This is a genomic window from Xanthomonas fragariae (genome assembly GCF_900183975.1).
GTDB classification, from domain to species: Bacteria; Pseudomonadota; Gammaproteobacteria; order Xanthomonadales; family Xanthomonadaceae; genus Xanthomonas; species Xanthomonas fragariae.
Genome location: NZ_LT853882.1, coordinates 2,224,235 through 2,242,495 on the forward strand (window position 1 = coordinate 2,224,235; position 18,261 = coordinate 2,242,495).

Annotated in this window: 14 protein-coding genes; 6 read left to right on the forward strand and 8 right to left on the reverse strand. The window is 65.9% G+C overall.

Annotated features, from left to right (window positions below):
• Window positions 1–22: 22 nt before the first annotated feature.
• From tssH to PD885_RS10460, 8 genes are all read right to left on the reverse strand, one after another.
• The gene (gene tssH / locus PD885_RS10425) at window positions 23–2,761 is read right to left on the reverse strand and encodes a type VI secretion system ATPase TssH (protein WP_088056849.1); all 2,739 of its coding nucleotides are present in this window, start codon (window positions 2,759–2,761) and stop codon (window positions 23–25) included.
• An 85-nt stretch (window positions 2,762–2,846) separates the two neighbouring features.
• Window positions 2,847–3,938 carry a type VI secretion system baseplate subunit TssG gene (tssG, locus tag PD885_RS10430; RefSeq protein ID WP_002812660.1) on the reverse strand — a complete coding sequence of 364 codons (1,092 nt, stop codon included), beginning with the start codon at window positions 3,936–3,938 and terminating at the stop codon, window positions 2,847–2,849.
• Window positions 3,902–5,737 carry a type VI secretion system baseplate subunit TssF gene (gene tssF, locus PD885_RS10435; protein ID WP_002812662.1) on the reverse strand — a complete coding sequence of 612 codons (1,836 nt, stop codon included), beginning with the start codon at window positions 5,735–5,737 and terminating at the stop codon, window positions 3,902–3,904. Before tssF ends, tssG begins: the two co-directional genes overlap by 37 nt.
• Before the next feature lie 2 nt (window positions 5,738–5,739).
• Window positions 5,740–6,228 carry a type VI secretion system baseplate subunit TssE gene (tssE, locus tag PD885_RS10440; protein ID WP_002812665.1) on the reverse strand — a complete coding sequence of 163 codons (489 nt, stop codon included), beginning with the start codon at window positions 6,226–6,228 and terminating at the stop codon, window positions 5,740–5,742.
• Between the two features lie 147 nt (window positions 6,229–6,375).
• Window positions 6,376–6,873: an Hcp family type VI secretion system effector gene (locus PD885_RS10445; protein ID WP_002812667.1), complete on the reverse strand. Its 498-nt coding sequence runs from the start codon at window positions 6,871–6,873 to the stop codon at window positions 6,376–6,378.
• A 134-nt stretch (window positions 6,874–7,007) separates the two neighbouring features.
• Window positions 7,008–8,504 carry a type VI secretion system contractile sheath large subunit gene (gene tssC / locus PD885_RS10450; RefSeq protein WP_002812669.1) on the reverse strand — a complete coding sequence of 499 codons (1,497 nt, stop codon included), beginning with the start codon at window positions 8,502–8,504 and terminating at the stop codon, window positions 7,008–7,010.
• Window positions 8,505–8,507: 3 nt separating this feature from the next.
• Window positions 8,508–9,008, reverse strand: a complete 501-nt coding sequence (gene tssB, locus PD885_RS10455) for a type VI secretion system contractile sheath small subunit (protein ID WP_002812671.1) — start codon at window positions 9,006–9,008, stop codon at window positions 8,508–8,510.
• Between the two features lie 45 nt (window positions 9,009–9,053).
• Window positions 9,054–9,668, reverse strand: a complete 615-nt coding sequence (locus PD885_RS10460; protein ID WP_172402119.1) for a tetratricopeptide repeat protein — start codon at window positions 9,666–9,668, stop codon at window positions 9,054–9,056.
• Window positions 9,669–9,926: 258 nt separating this feature from the next.
• Between PD885_RS10460 and tssJ the strand changes: the two genes are divergently transcribed.
• From tssJ to PD885_RS10490, 6 genes are all read left to right on the forward strand, one after another.
• Window positions 9,927–10,535, forward strand: coding sequence for a type VI secretion system lipoprotein TssJ (gene tssJ / locus PD885_RS10465; protein WP_002812675.1), 609 nt, complete (start codon window positions 9,927–9,929; stop codon window positions 10,533–10,535).
• A 148-nt stretch (window positions 10,536–10,683) separates the two neighbouring features.
• Complete coding sequence (gene tssK, locus PD885_RS10470; RefSeq protein ID WP_002812677.1) at window positions 10,684–12,018, forward strand: type VI secretion system baseplate subunit TssK; 1,335 nt, start codon at window positions 10,684–10,686, stop codon at window positions 12,016–12,018.
• The gene (gene icmH, locus PD885_RS10475) at window positions 12,015–12,806 is read left to right on the forward strand and encodes a type IVB secretion system protein IcmH/DotU (protein ID WP_172402118.1); all 792 of its coding nucleotides are present in this window, start codon (window positions 12,015–12,017) and stop codon (window positions 12,804–12,806) included. The genes tssK and icmH overlap by 4 nt, the downstream gene beginning before the upstream one ends.
• A gap of 10 nt (window positions 12,807–12,816) precedes the next feature.
• Window positions 12,817–15,630, forward strand: a complete 2,814-nt coding sequence (locus tag PD885_RS10480; RefSeq protein ID WP_145954099.1) for a type VI secretion system Vgr family protein — start codon at window positions 12,817–12,819, stop codon at window positions 15,628–15,630.
• Entirely contained in the window at window positions 15,630–17,177 is a 1,548-nt protein-coding gene (locus PD885_RS10485) for a hypothetical protein (protein ID WP_231895741.1), read from the forward strand. Before PD885_RS10480 ends, PD885_RS10485 begins: the two co-directional genes overlap by 1 nt.
• Window positions 17,174–18,253, forward strand: coding sequence for an Imm71 family immunity protein (locus PD885_RS10490; protein ID WP_088056851.1), 1,080 nt, complete (start codon window positions 17,174–17,176; stop codon window positions 18,251–18,253). The genes PD885_RS10485 and PD885_RS10490 overlap by 4 nt, the downstream gene beginning before the upstream one ends.
• Window positions 18,254–18,261 lie beyond the last annotated feature (8 nt).

The window sequence follows — 18,261 nt, forward strand, 5'->3', positions numbered from 1 at the left end:
TCCTTGGTGATGGACTGCGGGGTCAGGATAACTTGTATTTGAACGCGCCGTTCTTGCCGGCGCCTACCTTGATGGCGTTGATTTTGCCGCCTTCGGCCATCGCCGCGAGCACGCTCTCGGCGATTTCCGGCAACAGCGTCCCATTCAGAATGTGGTCGACGTTGCGCGCGCCCGAATCCACCTCCGTACAGCGCGCCAACACCGCCTCCACCAGGCTCTGGTCCCACTGGAAGGCGGCCTTGTGGTTGGCGGCCACGCGGTCGCGGATGCGGCCGAGCTTGAGCGCGATGATCTGCGCCAGCACGTCGTCGCTGATCGGGTAGTACGGCACCACCTTCAGCCGGCCGAGGAAGGCCGGCTTGAAGCTGCGCATCAGGATCGGGCGCAACGCCTCGGCCAATGCGTCGGCGGCCGGAATCTCCTCGGCCGGCTTGTTCAGGCAGGCCTGCATGATCTGCGAGGAACCGACATTGGACGTGAGGATGATCAAGGTGTTGCGGAAGTCGATCTCGCGGCCTTCGGCGTCGTCCATCACGCCCTTGTCGAACACTTGGAAGAACATCTCCAGCACGTCCGGGTGTGCTTTCTCCACCTCGTCCAGCAGCACCACGCTGTAAGGATTGCGCCGCACCGCCTCGGTCAGCACGCCACCCTCGCCGTAGCCGACGTAGCCAGGCGGGGAACCCTTCAGCCCGGACACGCTGTGCGCTTCCTGGTACTCGCTCATGTTGATGGTGATCAGCTTGCGCTCGCCGCCGTACAGGATGTCGGCCAGCGCCAGCGCGGTCTCGGTCTTGCCGACGCCGGACGGGCCGACGAACAGGAAGACGCCGCGCGGCTTGTTCGGGTCTTCCAGCTTGGCGGTGGCGGTGCGCACGCGCTGGGCGATCGCGGCCAGCGCATGGTCCTGGCCGATGACGCGCTCGACCAGCAGGCTGTCGAGGTTGCGCACGGTGCGGATCTCGTCCTTGACCATGCGCCCCAGCGGCACGCCGGTCCAGGCCGAGACGATCTCGGCGACCACGCCGCCGTCGACCTGCAGCGGCACCATCGGGGTCTCGCCCTGCAGCTCGCCCAGCGCGGCGAGCAGCGCGTCCAGCTGCGCGTGCTGCGGCGAAGCCGCCGCGGCGGCCTGCTTGGCCGCGCCGCGTGCCGGCTTGGCGGCGGCGCTGGCGGCCGCGGGTTCGGCGGCGGCCGGCGCCGCTTCCATCTGCGCGCGCAGGGCGACGATGCGCTCGGCTAGTTCGCGCTCGCGCACCAGCCGCGCCTCGTTGTCGGCCAGCACCTTGCGTGCGCGTTCCTGCGCCTGCAGTAGCTCGGCCACGCGGGCGTCGTGGTGGCGGGCGCCGCCGGAGGTCTCGCGGTTCAACGCGGCCAGCTCCGCGGCCAGCCGGTCCAGGTGCTTGCGCGTGTCCTCGATGATCGCCGGCGTGGCGCTCTGCCCGAGCGCGACCTTGGCGCAGGCGGTATCGAGCACGCTGACCGCCTTGTCCGGCAACTGGCGGCCGCTGATGTAGCGGTGCGACAGGCGCACCGCCTCGGTGACCGCCTCGTCCATCACCCGGATGCCGAAGTGCTTCTCCATCAGCGGCACCATGCCGCGCAGCATCGCCGCGGCCAGCGTCTCGCTCGGCTCCTCGACCTTGACCACCTGGAAGCGCCGCGCCAGCGCCGCGTCCTTCTCGAAGTACTTCTTGTATTCGCTCCAGGTGGTGGCCGCGATGGTGCGCAGCTCGCCGCGCGCCAGCGCCGGCTTGAGCAGGTTTGCCGCGTCGTTCTGGCCGGCGGTGCCGCCGGCGCCGATCATCGTGTGCGCCTCGTCGATGAACAGGATGATCGGATGCGGGCTCTTCTTGACCTCGTCGATGACGTTCTTCAGCCGGTTCTCGAACTCGCCCTTGACGCTGGCGCCGGCCTGCAGCAGGCCCATGTCCAGTACATGCAGTTCCACCCCCTGCAACACGTCCGGCACGTCCTTCTCGGCGATGCGCCGGGCCAGCCCCTCGACGACCGCGGTCTTGCCGACGCCGGCTTCGCCGGTGAGGATCGGATTGTTCTGGCGCCGCCGCATCAGGATGTCGATCACCTGGCGGATCTCGCCGTCGCGGCCGATCACCGGGTCGATCTGCGCATCGCGGGCGCGCTGGGTGAGGTTGGTGGTGAACTGGTCCAGCGCCGGGGTCTTGGTCAGGCCGCCCTTGCCGTCCGGCGCGCCGGTGAGGCCATCGACCGGGTCGCCGCCGGCGTCGGCCTGGCCGGCATCGGCGAAACGCAGGCTTTGCCCGGCTTCCTGCGAGCCTTCGGTGAGGCGGGCGAAGTCGTGCTTGAGCGCATCGAGTTTGATCTTCACGAACTGCTTGGAACCGCGGTAGGCCAGCTGCGACAGGTCCGGCTCGGTCAGCAGCGCCAGCAGCAGATGACCGCTGCGGATGCGCGTGGTTTCCGAATCCAGCGAGGCGATCAGCCAGGCGTGCTCGAACAGCGTGGGCAGGTGCTGGGAAAATACCGGCGTGCGCGTATTGCCGGCCTTGAAGCGGCCGACCTCCTCGCTGAGATCGCGTTCCAGCGTCTCCGGCGAAATGCCGCAGCGGCGCGCGATCAGCACGAAATCGCTTTGCGGTTGCTCCAGCAGCGCCAGGAACAGATGCTCCAGGTCGACTTCGTAGTTGCCGCGCGCCATGCACAGATTGGCCGCGCGCTCGGCCGCCTGCCGGCAGGTGTCGTCGAGTTTGCTGATCAGGGTCTTGAGATTGATGCTCATGCGAAAACAGGACGCTCCATGCTGGCGGTTTCATGATGTGGCGCCGACGTCACTGCCTGCCGTCGGCGTTGGGCTCGCGCCCGGGCTATTGAAGGGTATGCAGACCGTAGGTGGTGTCGGCGCGCGGCTGGGTCTGCGCGCGCGAGCATAGGTAGCTGTCCCAGCCCAGGCGTACGCCCAGTGCTGCGCCGACGCCGGAGCCGCGTACGTCCTCGGCGCGCAGCACCAGCTTGACCTCGTATTCCAGCCCGCCGCCGGTGAGCAGCGTCAGCCATTTCGACAAGGCCTTCGCGGCGCTGCCTCCGGGCAGGAACTGGTCGAAAGCCTCACGCTGCAGCGGACCGAAGCGCAGGCGCATGCGCAGGTCGCGCTGCCACACCCGCTCGCCGGCCAGCGCACTGGACCCGAGTGTGGCGTTGGCCTGGCCCAGCCGCGTGGCCTGTTGCGCCGGCACCTTGTACCAGGCGCCGACGAACTGCTCCAGCTCCACCGGCACCTTGAAGTAGTCGGCCAGCACGCGCTGCAGCAGCTTGGCCGAGATCGGCCGCTGGCGGATGGCGCCGGCGTAGTACGCCACCGCCTGGTCGAAGACGCCGCCGCCGCCGTCGACCATGCGATCGCGCAGTCCCGGCATGCCCATGCCCAGCAGCGACAGCACCAGCGGCAGGAAGCGTTCGCGCCGGTCCAGCTCATACTGCAGCGCCAGCCGGTGCTTCTTCCACGCGGCGTAGTGCAGCGCCACCGCGCGGTTGGAGAACATGTCCAGGAACGCGCGTGGGGTACGGTCGCGCTGGTACAGCTCGCGTTCGTGCAGGGTCTCGGTGTAGTGCAGCGGCAATGCGCCGGAGGTGCCCAGCAACCCCATGAAGTTCGGGGTCAGATGTACTTCGCCCAGGCTCTCGGTCTCGATCGCGAACGCCAGCGCCGCATCGCTTTCCAGGCGCTCGCCGTCCTGCGAATAGGCCTGGCCGACGGGGTCCAGCTCGGTCGCCGGAAAGGCCAACGACAGCGAGTTGTGGAAACGCACGCGCGTGGGCAGGGCCTGACCGGCCTTGACCCCCTGGCGCTGGAACACCCGCTCCAGAATCCGCATCGCCTGGAAGAACTGGAAGCGATGCGGCTCGGCCAGCAGTTGCAGCGCTACGCCAGGATCGATTCGCCGCTTCGCGGTAAGCATCGGACGAGTTCCTCCCCTGTGTCGCTGGAAATGAGCACCAGCCGGGTAAAGCTGTTGGCGTGGACGTACAAGCCGAAGAAGTGGTCGAGCACATGCGCGAACGCGGCCACGCCGGTGCCGACGAAATGGTTTTCTCTGATGGTCAAACGCACTTCCAGGCCGCGCACCACCGATGCGAAATGCTTGCCGGACAGCCAGGTGGTGACCGGATGCTGCTCGATGCTGACGATGCCGTCGATCTGCCGCGACGACACGCTGCTGCCGGAAATGTCGTACAGCCGCAGCATCTCCTTCAACGCCGGCAAGCCGCTGCCGGTCAGCGACAGCTGATTCAACGACAGGTGCGAGATCAGCCGCCATTGCGCGCCGCGCCCGTGGCGGAACCGCAGTGGCCGGCTCGGCTTGCGCAACAAGCTGATCGCGCGCGCCGGGGTTCCGCCCTCGATCGACAGGTCACCGCCGGCGATGCCGTAGGCGAGCTGGCTGGGCAAATCGCGATTGCTGCAGGTGAGCTCGACGCTGACCACATCGGTCTGCGGCAGGGTCGGATTGAATTCCAGGTCAACGAAGCTCAATTCGGTTTCGTAACCGGGACTCTGCCGCGCCACATCCTCGTCGCGCCGCGCCACCCAATACTGGCCGGCGCGCTCGGGGTCTTCGCCATGGTGCAGCGAATAGAACGGGCGGAACTCCTGGATCAGCTCGCCCTGCGGAGTCTGCCGGATACGGTGCACTGAGTCGATCGAATGCACTTCGTAGGCGAAGGCGCGGCGCCCGTCGGCGATCACCGGATAGGTGACGCTGCGATGGGTGATCCGGATCGGCTCGCCGTGCTGCGCAAACAGGTTCACCACCGGGGTGCAGCCCAGGCGGATGTTCTTGCGATCCAACTCCTCGAGCACTTGGTTGGCGGCGCGATCGGGCGGCGTCGCTTGTAAGACCAGGTGCAACGTGAACCAGCGGCTGGTGCCAGCGATCACCGGCTTGAGCTGGAGATCGAAGAAGCCGAACTTGTCCGGGTAGCCGAACAGCTCGGTCAGCAGGCGGTAGGCCGGGTGCGAACGCGCCGGGAAATCGATCAGCGATTCGTCGTCGGCGAATCCCACTGGCGCCAGCGGGGTTTCCGCCAGCCGGCGCCAGCGTCCGCTGCCGTCGGACTCGACATAGGCCGCCTTGACCCCCAGCGCCAGCGCATCGCGCATCGCCGAGCATAACGACGGCTCGCCGTCGACGAAGAAACGCAGCGCGTCGGTGCCCAGGCCGGCGAACGAGGCCTGGTCGGACAACAGCTCGAAGCTGATCGAGATCTGTGCGCCGGTGCCCGGCGGCAGGCTGACCGCCATTGGCGCTTCGGCCACGCCGCGGTAGCTGGCGGCCTTCACCGCCACCGGCGCCAGTATCACGTCGTAGGCGGTGCGGAACCGGCAGTTGATCCCGCGCACCGGGCGCGACTGCAGATAGCTGCCGCGCGGCAAGCGGATCGGCGCGCTGAGCTTGGCAGCCACGCCTTCCATGTCGAAATAGGCGATGGAGCAGGACGGAAACGGCCGCAGATAGTGCGGATACAGCACTTCCAGCAGCGCGTCGGTGAACTCGGGGTAGTCGTCCTCGATGCGCTTGGAGATGCGCGCGCCCATCAGCGCGAACGCCTCGATCAGGCGCTCGACATGCGGATCCTGGCTGCCGTCGGCCGACAGCTGCAGGCGCCCGGCAATCTTGGGATAGCGCTCGGCGAACTCGCGCCCGTAGCGACGCAGATAGCCCAGTTCGCGTTCGTAGTAGGGAAGCAGGTCTTGCATGGTCAGGGCGCCGCCTGGCGCCGCAGGCGGCTGACCGAGTATTGCAGCGTGGAGGGTTGCAGCATGGCGTCGAAGCTCACCGGCTCGCGCGCCGGCTCCATGTCCAGCAACGCATGGATGGTGAAGTGCAGGCCGCCACCGAACTGGCCGGCGGTTTCCAGCTTCACGTGCACGTTGCGCAGGCGCCGCTCATGGCGCGCGATCGCCTGCTCCAGCGAGCGGCAGATCATCGTGCGGTCGTAGCCATTGGCCAGGCTCATCGCGGAAAAATCGCTGAGACCGTAGGTCAGCAACGACTGCTTGCAATTGGGAAATTCGGTGAGGCCTTCTTCGCTGAAGGCCGAACGGGTGTTCAATAGGCCTTCCAGGTCGCGAGCGACCGATTCCTTGTACTGGTCGATGGAGATGGCCTTGAACACATGCGATCCACCCGTGGACTTGGGCGTGTCGTCGAACAATTTTTCCAACAGACTGGGTTCGAGTCCCTTCATTGACCGCCCCTACGTGAAGTCGTCCTTGAGCCTTGCTGCCAACTAGGCGCGACCGGCGGATGGCGCGGCCCTGCTGTGCGTCGGTCCTGTGTCTGCGCGCGGCGCGGAAATGCGATGGCGCGCGAAGGCGCCATCGCAAAACAAACATCAAACGGTGTAGTTGGGAATGTTCTTGGTAGCACTCCACTGCGCAACCGCTTTGCCGCCGACTCCGCCTTCCGGCTTCTGCTGGTTGTAGGTCCACTTGATCGCGCCGAAGCTCAGCTGGACGACTTCCTGCGGCATGCCGTCCTCGTCCACCGTCGTGGTGACGCGGTGTACCAGCACGTTCATCAACTCAACCAGGTAGTAGTTGATGGCATTGCCGTCCTTGTCGGCGCGCATGAACTCGATGCGGGCTTTGGGGAAGGTGGTGCCGTTGGCGCACGCCTGATTCAGCGCGGTGGTGGACAGATCAATCGCCTTGACGATCTCGATCGGCGACAGGTTCACACGAGCGGCCGACTGACCGCCAGCGGTGGATGCGGTGGCCGAGCGCGGCTGCAACAAGTCCTGGGAGAACGACTTGATCTCCACCCAATCCTTGTGCTTATCGTCGTGCGATTCACCCTTGATGGTGTCGATAGAAAGAAACGCGTGCTGCATATCTGGTCTCCTAAATTCCGGTCTTCCGTGAGATTGTTTTGCCAGGAGCGGCCTGGCGGTTATTTGCCTGTCCCGAAGGACATTGCGTCAACTGCAAAACAGTGGGATCTCCGTCCCTACGACAACAAGAAACGCTACGCCTTTTTAGTACCAGCCGGCAGTTCGGCCACCAGACGCAACGAAACAGACAGCTCATCGAGCTGGAAATGCGGCCTGATGAAGGCCACCGCGCGGTAGACACCGGGTTTCCCCGGCACTTCCGAAACTTGGACAGACGCTTCCCGCAAGGGGTATTGCGCCTTTGCTTCCTGACCGGCGTTGTCGTCCAGCAACACGTACTGTGAAATCCAACGGTTCAGGAAATCCTCGACATTGCGCGCCGAGGCGAAACTGCCGATCTTCTCGCGCATCATCGCCTTGAGGTAATGGGCGATACGCGACACGGCGAACATGTACTGCAGCTGCGCCGACAGGATCGCGTTGGCATTGGCCGAATCGGTGTTGTACTTCTTCGGCTTCTGCGCGGACTGCGCGCCGAAGAACGCCGCATAGTCGGTGTTCTTGCAATGCACCAGCGGGATGAAGCCAAGGTCGCTGAGTTCCTTCTCACGGCGGTCGGTGATTGCGATCTCGGTCGGGCACTTCAGCGCCACTTCGCCGTCGTCGGTGCGGAAGGTGTGGGTTGGCAGGTCTTCGACCAGGCCACCGCCTTCCACACCGCGGATCGCCGCGCACCAACCGTAGTCCTCGAACGCCTTGGTCAGGCGCGTGGCCATCGCATAAGCGGTGTTGCACCACAGATACTTGCTATGGTCGGCAGCGTCGACGTCTTCGACGAAGTTGAAGCCTTCGACCGTAGTGCCGTCCTTCGGGTTGTACGGCAGCCGCCCGAGAAAACGCGGCATGGTCAGGCCGACGTAGCGGCTATCCTCCGACTCACGGAACGACTTCCACTTGGCGTATTCGACAGTGTCGAACACCTTGGCCAGATCGCGCGGTTTGCCCAGGTCGGTGAAGGTTTCCAGACCGAACATCGATTCAGACGCGGCAGAGATGAAGGGCGCGTGCGCCGCGGCGGCCACATGCGACATCTGCTCGACGAAGTACATGTCCTCCGGCTGGCGGCCGATGTAGTAGTCGCCGACCAATGCGCCGAATGGCGCACCGCCGAAGGTGCCGAACTCTTCCTCGTAGACCTTCTTGAACAGCGCGCTTTGATCGAAGTCGATCGCCGACTTGAAGTCGCGCACCAGATCCCGCTGGGGCGAGTTGAATACCTTGATCTTCATCGTCACGCCGGTGGACGTCTGCTCGCACATGTAGTGCAGGCCGCGCCAGCTGCTCTCCAGCTTCTGGAACTCCGGCGCATGCATCACAGCGCTCAGCTGCTCGGAGATGATCCGGTCGATCTCGGCAATGCGCGCGTCCAGCGTCAGATTGAGGTTGTCCGACACCACGACGGTACCTTCTAGCACCTCCTTGGCCAGCTCGGAGATGATGTCCTTCGCACGCTGGTGCTCGGTCTCCGATTTGGCGACCTTGCTCTGCTCGACGATCTGGTCGAGCAAGCCTGTTTCTGTCAGCGTGGCCGGCGCCGAATTGTGGGTGGCACTCGAAACCTCTGCGGCCATGGCTTACTTCTCCTTTTCCCGACCCAGCTTCTTCAGCTGTTCGGTGTTGTTCAACACGTCCGTTAGCAGGTCTTCGAGCTTCTCGTTGCCGGCCAGCTTGTTGCGCAGGTCGGCCAGCTTGGTGCGCGATTCGAGCAGCTTGCGCAGCGGTTCCACCTGATCGACCACAGCCTCGGGACGGAAGTCGTCGATCGACTTGAACTTGAGTTCGACGCCGAACTCGCCCCCGGCATCGCTGATCTTGTTCGGCACGCGGTAAACCGCGCGCGGCGCCATTGCCTCCATCACCTCGTCGAAGTTGTCGAGGTCGACGTTGACGAATTTGCGGTCCTTGACCTTGGCCAGGGGCTGTTCGGGATTGCCGCTGAAATCCCCAAGCACGCCTACCACGAACGGCAGTTCCTTCTGTTCGATCGCGTCACCCTTTTCCACGTCGTAGGTCAGTTGCACGCGCGGCGGCCGAATCTTCTGCAGACGTTTCTGGATGCTTTCCTTCTTAGCCATGGGTGTCTCCTGACGTTAAGGCTTTAGGGGAGTCCGGATGACCGGTCAGTTGCCGCCCAAGTTCTGGAACGGATCCGCCGACGCATTGGGCGTTTCCTTGGGCGGCGCGGCGTCTTTCGCAGCCGGCGGCGCGGCGCGGCGGGTGTTGCGGACGGGCTTGCGCTTCTTCGGCTCTTCAGGCTGAAGGATATCGTCGCCCATAGTCGCGCGCAGCGTGCTAGCCAGCGTCTCGGCCTCCTTGCGAGCTGTGCCCGAAGCCAGCGCACCGCGGTTCTGTAGACGCTGCAGCGACTGGTTGGCGATACGGAAGCCTGCGACAGTCAGCACGCCATCGGCGACAAGGTCGTCGGGATCGCGCTGTAGCACTTCCTGCGCCGCGACGATGGCACGCGCGTAATTGGCGCGGTCGAACTGCAATTGCGCGATACGCACCCACGGCTCCTTGCGGGTAGGGTCGGCGCGGCCGGCGTCTTCGAAGGTTTTCAGAGCCTGCTCGGCCCCGCCGCTAGTGACTTCGGCTTCGGCGCGCGACATCGTGGCGTCGAACGACGACGGGGGCGGAGCCTTCTTCGGCGCGGAAGCGCAACCGACGAGGGCGGAGAGCAGAACGAGTGCGAACATCGTCCGGAATGTGACCAGCCCCTTGACTACCGTCATCATGACTTCCTCTGAAAACCAATCCTGGAGTTAACCTGGAGACCCCGATGTGAAGGCGGGGTGAGCCAAGCCTGTGCGTTTTTTCGTTAGTGTACAGCCACGAATAGGACCGGGTATAGTGGGCTCCCACGACCGCGTCAAGCCGGCCAGAGTCTGTCCTATGCTGCGTCTCTGCACGGGCGGTCGGGCGCACGGCACAGGGGCGAACACTCCTGAGTGGCTGGATGCGGATCGCCCTTCGTCCGCCACGTCAGAGCAAGCATGAATATATCCGCTCACCGTTTCGGTTTTCTGTTGGTCCTTGTTGCGGCCACGCTGGCTCTGTCCGGCTGCGCCAGCGGCGGCATCGGCAAGGCGATGGACAAGACCCTGCAGGCAGTGGGCATCAAGGACGCCAAGCCCGAGGCGCCTCCGCTGATTCCGCTGCGACTGTTCGCCGGCAGCAACCTGAATGCGGGCACCGACATGCACGCCACCGCCGCGGTGGTCAAGGTCTATCACCTGCGCAGCGCGCAACGCTTCGAGCAAGCACCGTTCAACGCGTTCCTCGATCAGGCCGGAGAGCAGGCGGCGCTGGGCGCGGACCTGCTATCGGTCAACGAGATCGTGCTGACGCCAAGCGCCCGCCAGGAACTGAACGAGCAGATGTCCGAAGGCACCACCACCCTGGGCGTGGTGGCCTTGTTCCGCGCGCCGGCCGAGGGCCGCTGGCGCATGGCCTTCGATACGCGGCGCAAGGAATTGCCGACCCAGGGCATCACCATCGGCATTCACGCCTGCGCGCTGACCACCGATAGCCCGGCGCTGGTCACCCGCCTGGCGGGCGATCCCAGCAGCCTGGCGTCGGTGCGTTGCGCCGCTGCGCGCTAGCGCCCGCCTGCGGACGCGTGCTGTAGTATCCCGTCCGTCGGCAAGGAATCTGCGGTATGGGCGCGAGGCCTTGCCTCTCGCGGCCGGCCTTATCGGTGCGGACCGACCTCTTCAATCCAGGGATAGACCCGTGTCACATGTAAGCAGGATGTCGAAAGTATTTTGGGGCGAAGGGCTGTTTTTGCGGCCGCAGCATTTCCAGCGCCAGGACACCTACCACGAAGCAAGGCTGCAGGATCTGGCGCAGACGCTGCATCCCTATGGCTGGGGAACACGCCGGATCCGCTTCGATCCGCAGAGCATGGCCAGCGGCAGCCTGCGCGCGCTCGACCTGTCGGTGGTCTTTCCCGATGGCGAATCCTACGACGCGCCGGCGCACGACGCGCTGCCCGATGCGCTGTCGCTGAATGACCTACCCGCCGGCATCCAGACCACCATGGTGTACCTGGCGCTGCCGTTGCTGCGCGACGACGGCGGCAACTGCAGCGATGCGGAGGGCTCGCAACTGGCCCGCTACCAGCAGCTCAACCGGCCGACCAGCGACCTGTACACCGACGCGGCCGAATCGGAACTGGCGTACCTGAGCAAGGCGGTGAAGCTGCTCACCGACGACACTCCGCGCGATCCGTACGTGACCGTGCCAGTGGCGCGTGTGCGCCGTACCCCGACTGGCGGCTTCGAGCTGGACGAGGACTTCATCCCGCCATGCGCGCACATCGACGCCTCGCCGACGCTGTATCGCGCACTGCGCGGCCTGCTCGACTCGCTGCAGGCCAAGGTCGATGCGCTGTACGGGCTGCATCGGCAACCGTCGCAGCACATCATCGAATTCCGCTCCGGCGACATCGCCTCGTTCTGGCTGCTGCATACCGCCTGCTCCTCGTTCGGCGCGCTGTCGCACCTGTTCCATCATCCGCAACTGCACCCCGAGCGCCTGCACCAGGAACTGCTGCGCATGGCCGGCGCGTTGCTGACCTTCTCCAACGCCTACCAGCTCAACGACCTGCCCAGGTACAACCACGCCGCGCCGGAAGTCTGCTTCCAGCGCCTGTTCCAGATCGTGCGCGACCTGCTCGACACGGTGATCTCGGCGCGCTACTTCAAGATCGCGCTGAGCGAGGTCAAGCCGTCGTTCCACCTGGGCCGGATCGATTCGCAGCGGATCGACGAGAACGCCGCGTTCTACCTGAGCGTGTCGGCCGACATGCCCGGGCCGGAGCTGGTGCAGACGGTGCCGGTACGGTTCAAGGTCGGTGCGCCGGACGACGTCGAGAAGTGCGTGCTGTCGGCCCTGCCGGGCGTGAAGCTGACCCACGCCGCGCAGGTGCCGGCGGCGATCCCGGTGCGTCCCGGCAGCTACTATTTCGCCCTGGAAGCGCGCGGGCCGCTGTACGAGCGCATGCTCAAGGCGCAGTCTATGATGCTCTATGTGCCGTCGGGCATTGATGACCTCAAGATGGAACTTGTCGCGGTGACCTCATGATGAACCCACTGCCCCCCACCCCCGGCCCGATGCCGTCGCTGACCTCGCAGGCGCCGCATGGCCTGGCGAGCGCGCCTCCCTCGACGCCGCAGAGCCTGCTCGACCTGATGGCCGACGGCTTCTACCTGTTGCTGCTGCTCAAGCGCGCGCAGATGCCTGGCGACACCGAATCCTTCGTGCAGTCGGTGCAAACATTCCTCGATGGCGTGGAACGCAGCGCGGTCAAGCTCGGCATCGCGTCCGAGGACATCTACGCGGCCAAATACGCGTTCTGCGCGGCGGTGGACGAAGCGATCCTGTCACAGCCCTCGGCCCTGCACGCAACCTGGGAACGCAATCCGCTGCAGCTGCGCCTGTTCGGCGAACACCTGGCCGGCGAGCATTTCTTCGATCGCCTGGAAGAGCTGCGCCGCCAGGGCGCCGTGCGCCTGCCCTCGCTGGAGATCTACCACTATTGCCTGCTGCTTGGCTTCGAAGGCAAGTATCGGCTGGAAGGGCCGGAGAAGCTCGGCTACCTGACCGCGCGGCTGGGCGACGAGATCATCTATTTCAAGGGCAAGCGCACCGGTTTCGCACCGCATTGGCCGCCGCCGGACACCGTGCGCCATGCATTGCGCCGTGTGGTGCCGCTGTGGCTGCCGGCCGCGCTGGTGGCCGGCTTCGGCCTGCTCGGCTTCTTCGGTCTGCGCCTGTCTCTGGACCATCAGACCGAGCAGCGCATGGCCGCCTACAACCAGGTGGTGCAGATGCCGCAACGCACCGCGCACATTACGATCACCCTGCCGTGAGGACGTCGATATGGATATGCCGACGCTGGCCGTCGCCCTCGCTAGTCTGGCGCAGCCGTCCCAACATGCCCGCCTGATCCAACTGCGCGCCCCGGTCGAGGGGCTGGTGGTGGAACGCTTCCACGGGCAGGAGGCGGTGTGCGGCGCCACCGTGCTGCAGATCGAGTGCCTGGCCACCTCGGCGTTTCTCGATGCCGAGGCGCTGCTGGAGCAGCCGCTGGACCTGCAGCTACGCCAGGCCGACAGCACGCAACGCCACTGGCAGGGCCTGTGCACCGAAGTGGCGCAACTGGGCGGCGACGGCGGCCTGGCCCGCTACCGGCTGACCCTGGCGCCGTGGACGGCGCTGCTGGAGCTGCGGCGCAACGCGCTGGTGTTCCAGGACCTGGACGCGCGCGCGATCTGCGAACGGATCTTCGCCGACTACCCGCAGGCGGCGTTCCGCTTCGACGTGCAAGCCGCGTTGCCCGCGCATCCGATCACCACCCAATACCGCGAGACCGACTGGGCCTTCGTCACCCGCCTGCTGGCCGAGGCCGGCCTGGCCTGGCGCTACGCGCACGCGCAGGACGAGGACAGCGAGGCGACCGCGGCCACGCTGGTGATCTTCGACCCGCAGGCGCAGGTGCCGGACAGCGGCACGATCCGCTTCCATCGCAGCGACGCGGCCGAGGCCGACGATGCGATCGGCGCCTTCGGCGAGCGCCGCAGCGTGGTGCCCACCGCCAGCACCGTGACCAGCTGGCACAGCGAGCAAGTGCGCGCGGTCGCCGCGCAGGCCCAGGCCGAGGCCGGCGCGCTGCCGCCGCTGGAGGTCTACGTGCAGCCGCGCGCCGGGCGTTTCGCCCAGGAGGCGACAGCGCAGGACCAGGCGCAGGCGCGGCTGGACGCGCTGCGCGTGCCGCACACGCTGCACGCCGGGGCCGGCAGCGCCCGCGTGCTGGCGGCCGGGGCGGCGTTCACCTTGCGCCAGCACGCCCAGCACGACGGCCAGCGTTTCGTTGCGGTGGCGATCGAGCACGTGGCGGTGAACAACCTGGGCCAGGGCATCGTCGCCCTGCTCGATGCACCGGACCTGGAGCACGGCAGCTACCGCAACCGCTTCCTGGCAGTGCCGGCGGCCACGCCGCTGCGCGCGCTGCCGCAGGACCGCCCGCGCATGCCCGGGCCGCAGAGCGCGCGCGTGGTCGGCGTGGCCGATGCGGCGCTGAGCCCGAGCCGCGACCACCAGGTGCGGATCCAGTTCCCGTGGCAGCGCGGCGCCCAGCCCACTCCCGGCGGCTTGACCGACAGCGCCAGCGCCGCGCCCGGCCACGCGCCGGGCGACCAGAGCGCCGGCACCTGGGTGCCGGTGGCCGAGTGGGTGGCCGGTCCCAACTGGGGCAGCCACTTCCTGCCGCGCATCGGCAGCGAAGTGCTGGTGGAGTTCCTGCACGGGGACATCGACCAGCCGCGCATCACCGGCCAGCTGTACAACGGCGAGGTCGCCCCACCCTTCGGCGGCGGCCTGGACGCGCGCGCCAGCCACCCCGGCACGCTCAGCGGCCTGCACACCCAGTCCCACGATGGCGGCGGCACCCAGCAATGGCTGCTGGACGACACCCCCGGCCAGCTGCGCACGCGCCTGCACACCTCCCTGGCCGACACCCGGCTGGAACTGGGCTACCTGGTCCAGCACAGCGACAGCGCCCGCGGCGCGCTGCGCGGGCAAGGCTTCGAACTGGCCTCGCAGGGCTGGGGCAACGTGCATGCCGCGCAAGGCCTGCTGCTGTCCAGCAGCGCCCGCGGCCAGGGCGCCTCGACCGCGCTGGACGTGGCCGAGGCGGTGGCCCAGTTGCACGGCGCCGAACGCACCGCCCAGGCGCTGCACGACACCCTGACCCAGCAACAGGTGCCCGGCCTGGACGCCCACCCCAGCGTGACCCGGCTGCGCGAGGCGATCGACCCGCAGGCGCAGGGCAAGTACGCCGGTGCGGTCGGCGGCCAGCCAGCGACCAAGCCGGCCGATGGCGGCCGCGACGGCCAGGCGCCGGTGGAACGATTCGCCGAGGCGCGCCTGCTGGGCGAGTCGCCGGACCACATCGCCTGGACCACCCCGGCCAGCGGCGTGGCCTATGCCGGGCAGGCCCTGCAGGTGACCGTGCAGCACGATGCGCAGCTGAGCGCCGGGCAGACCCTGTCGGCGGTGTCCGGCCAGCACACCGCGCTGTTCGCGCAACGCGGGCCGATCACACTCATCGCCGCCGCCGGCCCGGTGAGCCTGCAGGCGCACACCGGCGCGCTGGAACTGCTGGCCGACCAGGCGCTGACCGTCACCGCCACCGACACCCGCATCGACGTGCTGGCGCAGCAGAAGATCGTCCTGCAGGCCGGGCAGACCCGCCTCACCCTGGAAGGCGGCGACATCACCTTCGCCTGCCCGGGGCAGTTCACGGTCAAGGCCAGTCGGCATCCGTTCTTGGGTGGGGAGATGAAGACCGTCGCCATCCCCCCGCTGCCGGAAGAACGCCTTCCCCTGCAAACGTTGTCGCTTGATCATCGCTACCACGACGATCAGGGCCTGGCCGGTGCCGACTACGTGGTCACCCTGGCCGATGGCAGCAAACGGCAGGGCACGCTCGACGCGCAGGGACGCGCCGAGGTGGCGCATGTGCCCGGCGGCTCGGCCGAGGTGGTGTTCTCGCCGATGCCGGGCCTGTTCGGCCGCAAGGACATGACGCCCACGCCCGATCACGCGGCCAATCCTGCCGATGCAAGGCTGGACGGCGTGGTGGACAAGTATCTGGCCGCCGCCACCGCCGATTCCGGCAAAGGAGTGCAGTAATGGGCGCTACACCCGCGGTCTCTCCCCCAGGCGGGCTCAGTTGGAGCCAGTTCCAGGCGATGGCGGCCGATGTCGGCAGCTGGACCTGGGGCACGGTGCAAGGCGCCTTCAACGAGAAGGCCTCGCTGTCGCAGATCCTGGTGGATGCGGTGATCGGCATGATCCCGCTGGTCGGCGACGTCACCGCTGCGCGCGACATCATCGCCGTGGTCATCCGCCTGATCGACGATCCCGAGGCGCGCGAACGGGTCTGGGAATGGGTGTTGCTCGTGGTGCTGGTGCTGGCCTTGGTGCCGGTGATCGGTGGCGTCATCAAGGGCGTGGGCCGCATCCTGTGCAAGGTGTTCAAGGCCGCCGCCGAACTGCGCGGCGCCGCGCGTGCCGCGCACCTGTTGCAAGGTGCCAAGGACATCATCGCCTTCCTCAACCGCATCGGCACGCGCAACGCCGAGGCGTGGCTGCTGCGGCTGAAGTTTGCCGACTATCAAGCGCAGATACTGGAGCGGTTCGCCGCGCTCACCAATACCCTCGCCTCGGTGCTGCGCAAGGCCAAGGCGCGGATGGGGGCGCTGATGCCGCAGATGCTGGCACAGCGGATCGATGGACTGATCGGCGGCCTGGGCACCTTGCGCACGACAGCCGAGCAGATGATCCCCAAGGCGATCAAGGAACTGGACCAGAACCTGCGCGAACTGCAGGCCTACGTGCGCAGCGGCGGCGAGACGACCAGCCGGGTGGCGCTGCACCGGGTGGCCACCGGCGAGCGCGTCATCACCCGCGCCGACGAGGCGCGCCTGGTGGAAGATGGTGTGTTACCGGTGCGGTCGAGCCGGGGCGGGTTCAAGCAGAATCCGGCGCTGGTGAAAAGGCCTGAGCAATGGGAACACTTGTACAAACCGGAAGACGGGTATCCGAACTTGGCGGACCCTGCTCGGGCAGAGGGTGAGTCGACTTATCGCAACGTCCAGGCTTACTCGGGAAGGATGGTCAATCGAAGGTTGCACGATGGCGAATACTTCTTTCGTGCCTTTGGGGAAGAGGGCGTCACGCACGGCCTAGAAATAGGCGAGACTTGGGCAGGAGGGGCTTGGTGGGGCATCGGCGAAGCGCCGAAGAGTGCGCAGGAATGGCGCCCGCCAACGGCCGTACTGGACGAATTCAACCGCAATGGATTTATCGTCACCGGCAAGGTAAGCGGCGGCAATGGCCCCAAGGCGGTGGTCGGCACGGTGGCCGAGCAAATGGGTAAGGACCTCCCAGGTCAGTACCTGCCAGGTGGCGCCACGCAGGCATTTTTCTTGCTGGACAAACCGGTGGCGGACCAGCTGACAGACTTGGGCAAGCGCGCCATTGCAGAAAACAAGCCGTTTGCGTGGATCGACCCGGCGAGTGGCATGCGTTTCGAAGTGAAGCCGACCGGCTGGAAGGATGTCAACGGCATCATCGGTTACTTCCATACGCCTGGCCCGACCAGCGTCACAACCGTCCGACTTGCCGAGCGCGAGCAAGCGACCAAGGAGCATCGTCAAGTGGTGGTATCGCCGTGAGCAGTAATTTTCCTGAAGGCTTGAAACTTCCCAACGAACTCGAACGTCGGCAGATGTTCTACCAGCTGAAGAAGGAATCTTCGTTCACCGCGTGGAACCGGATGCTTGAGCTGTATCAAGCGTGGGCGGGTGTGACAGAAGAAAGTGTGCGACAAGCCGATGCGAAGGGGTGGCTGGATAAGAGCGGGATCCGCGAGTCTCATTACGTGCGCATCTTGAAAGGATTGGCACACCAGGAAGAAGGCGTGCGCAGGCTGCGCAAGGGCGACAAGCGCGTCTTCAAGTTCGATGCCAATGGCGAGTTCGTCATGGGGCATCGGACTGTCAGTCATTGGCTTGAGTTGGTATGGCGAATCGAGATTGGCGAGAACGGGATAAATGAAGCGCTGACTCCGTTGTGGAATGAGTTTTGCACTCGATTGAGAGAAATAGCGAATCTCAGAGCAGAAATCTGGTCAGATATCATCGAAAGTCCTTACTTTGAAGATTCTGCGCCCAGTATTTATGGCAGATGGTTCCAGGAAAATGTAGCAAGAATGCATTTTCCTCCGGTCATCCCGGAGGTGCCCAACCCTGTTGAGAACACGTTGATTGCCACCGGTAGTCGTATCCCCTGCTCGGGCATCTGGGAGCCCGTGGATGCGCCGAAGCCAAAGAAATTCAGCCTGTTTTCCAAGCCGGACGTGCCGACTGGCTTTTTGCCATATATAGGCGCACTCAATTATCTTCATGGTGGTTCGCCTGCGCCACAAGCCGGGCAAATTGTGAGGGACACTAACATCGACATTGATGTCGTCTGGCGCCTGATCTGGCGCGACGACCGCTACGAGGACGGCACCATTCCGGACGAAGAGGCCGGCTATGTTTTCATGAAGTCCGAGCCACCGCCTGTTCCGCAGGAGGCAGCAACGGACGCAGCGCGTCGGCAGGTCAGTGCCATGAGCGGTCAACGCGCATCCCAGGCCGGCCGTTGGCTGGTGATGGAAGATCTCAACGCGGCCGCGCAGTTCAACGCGGGCGACGAGCTTCCATTGCACGAGGGCCGCAAAGTGCAATGGGTACTCGCCGACCATTGAAGTGTTGA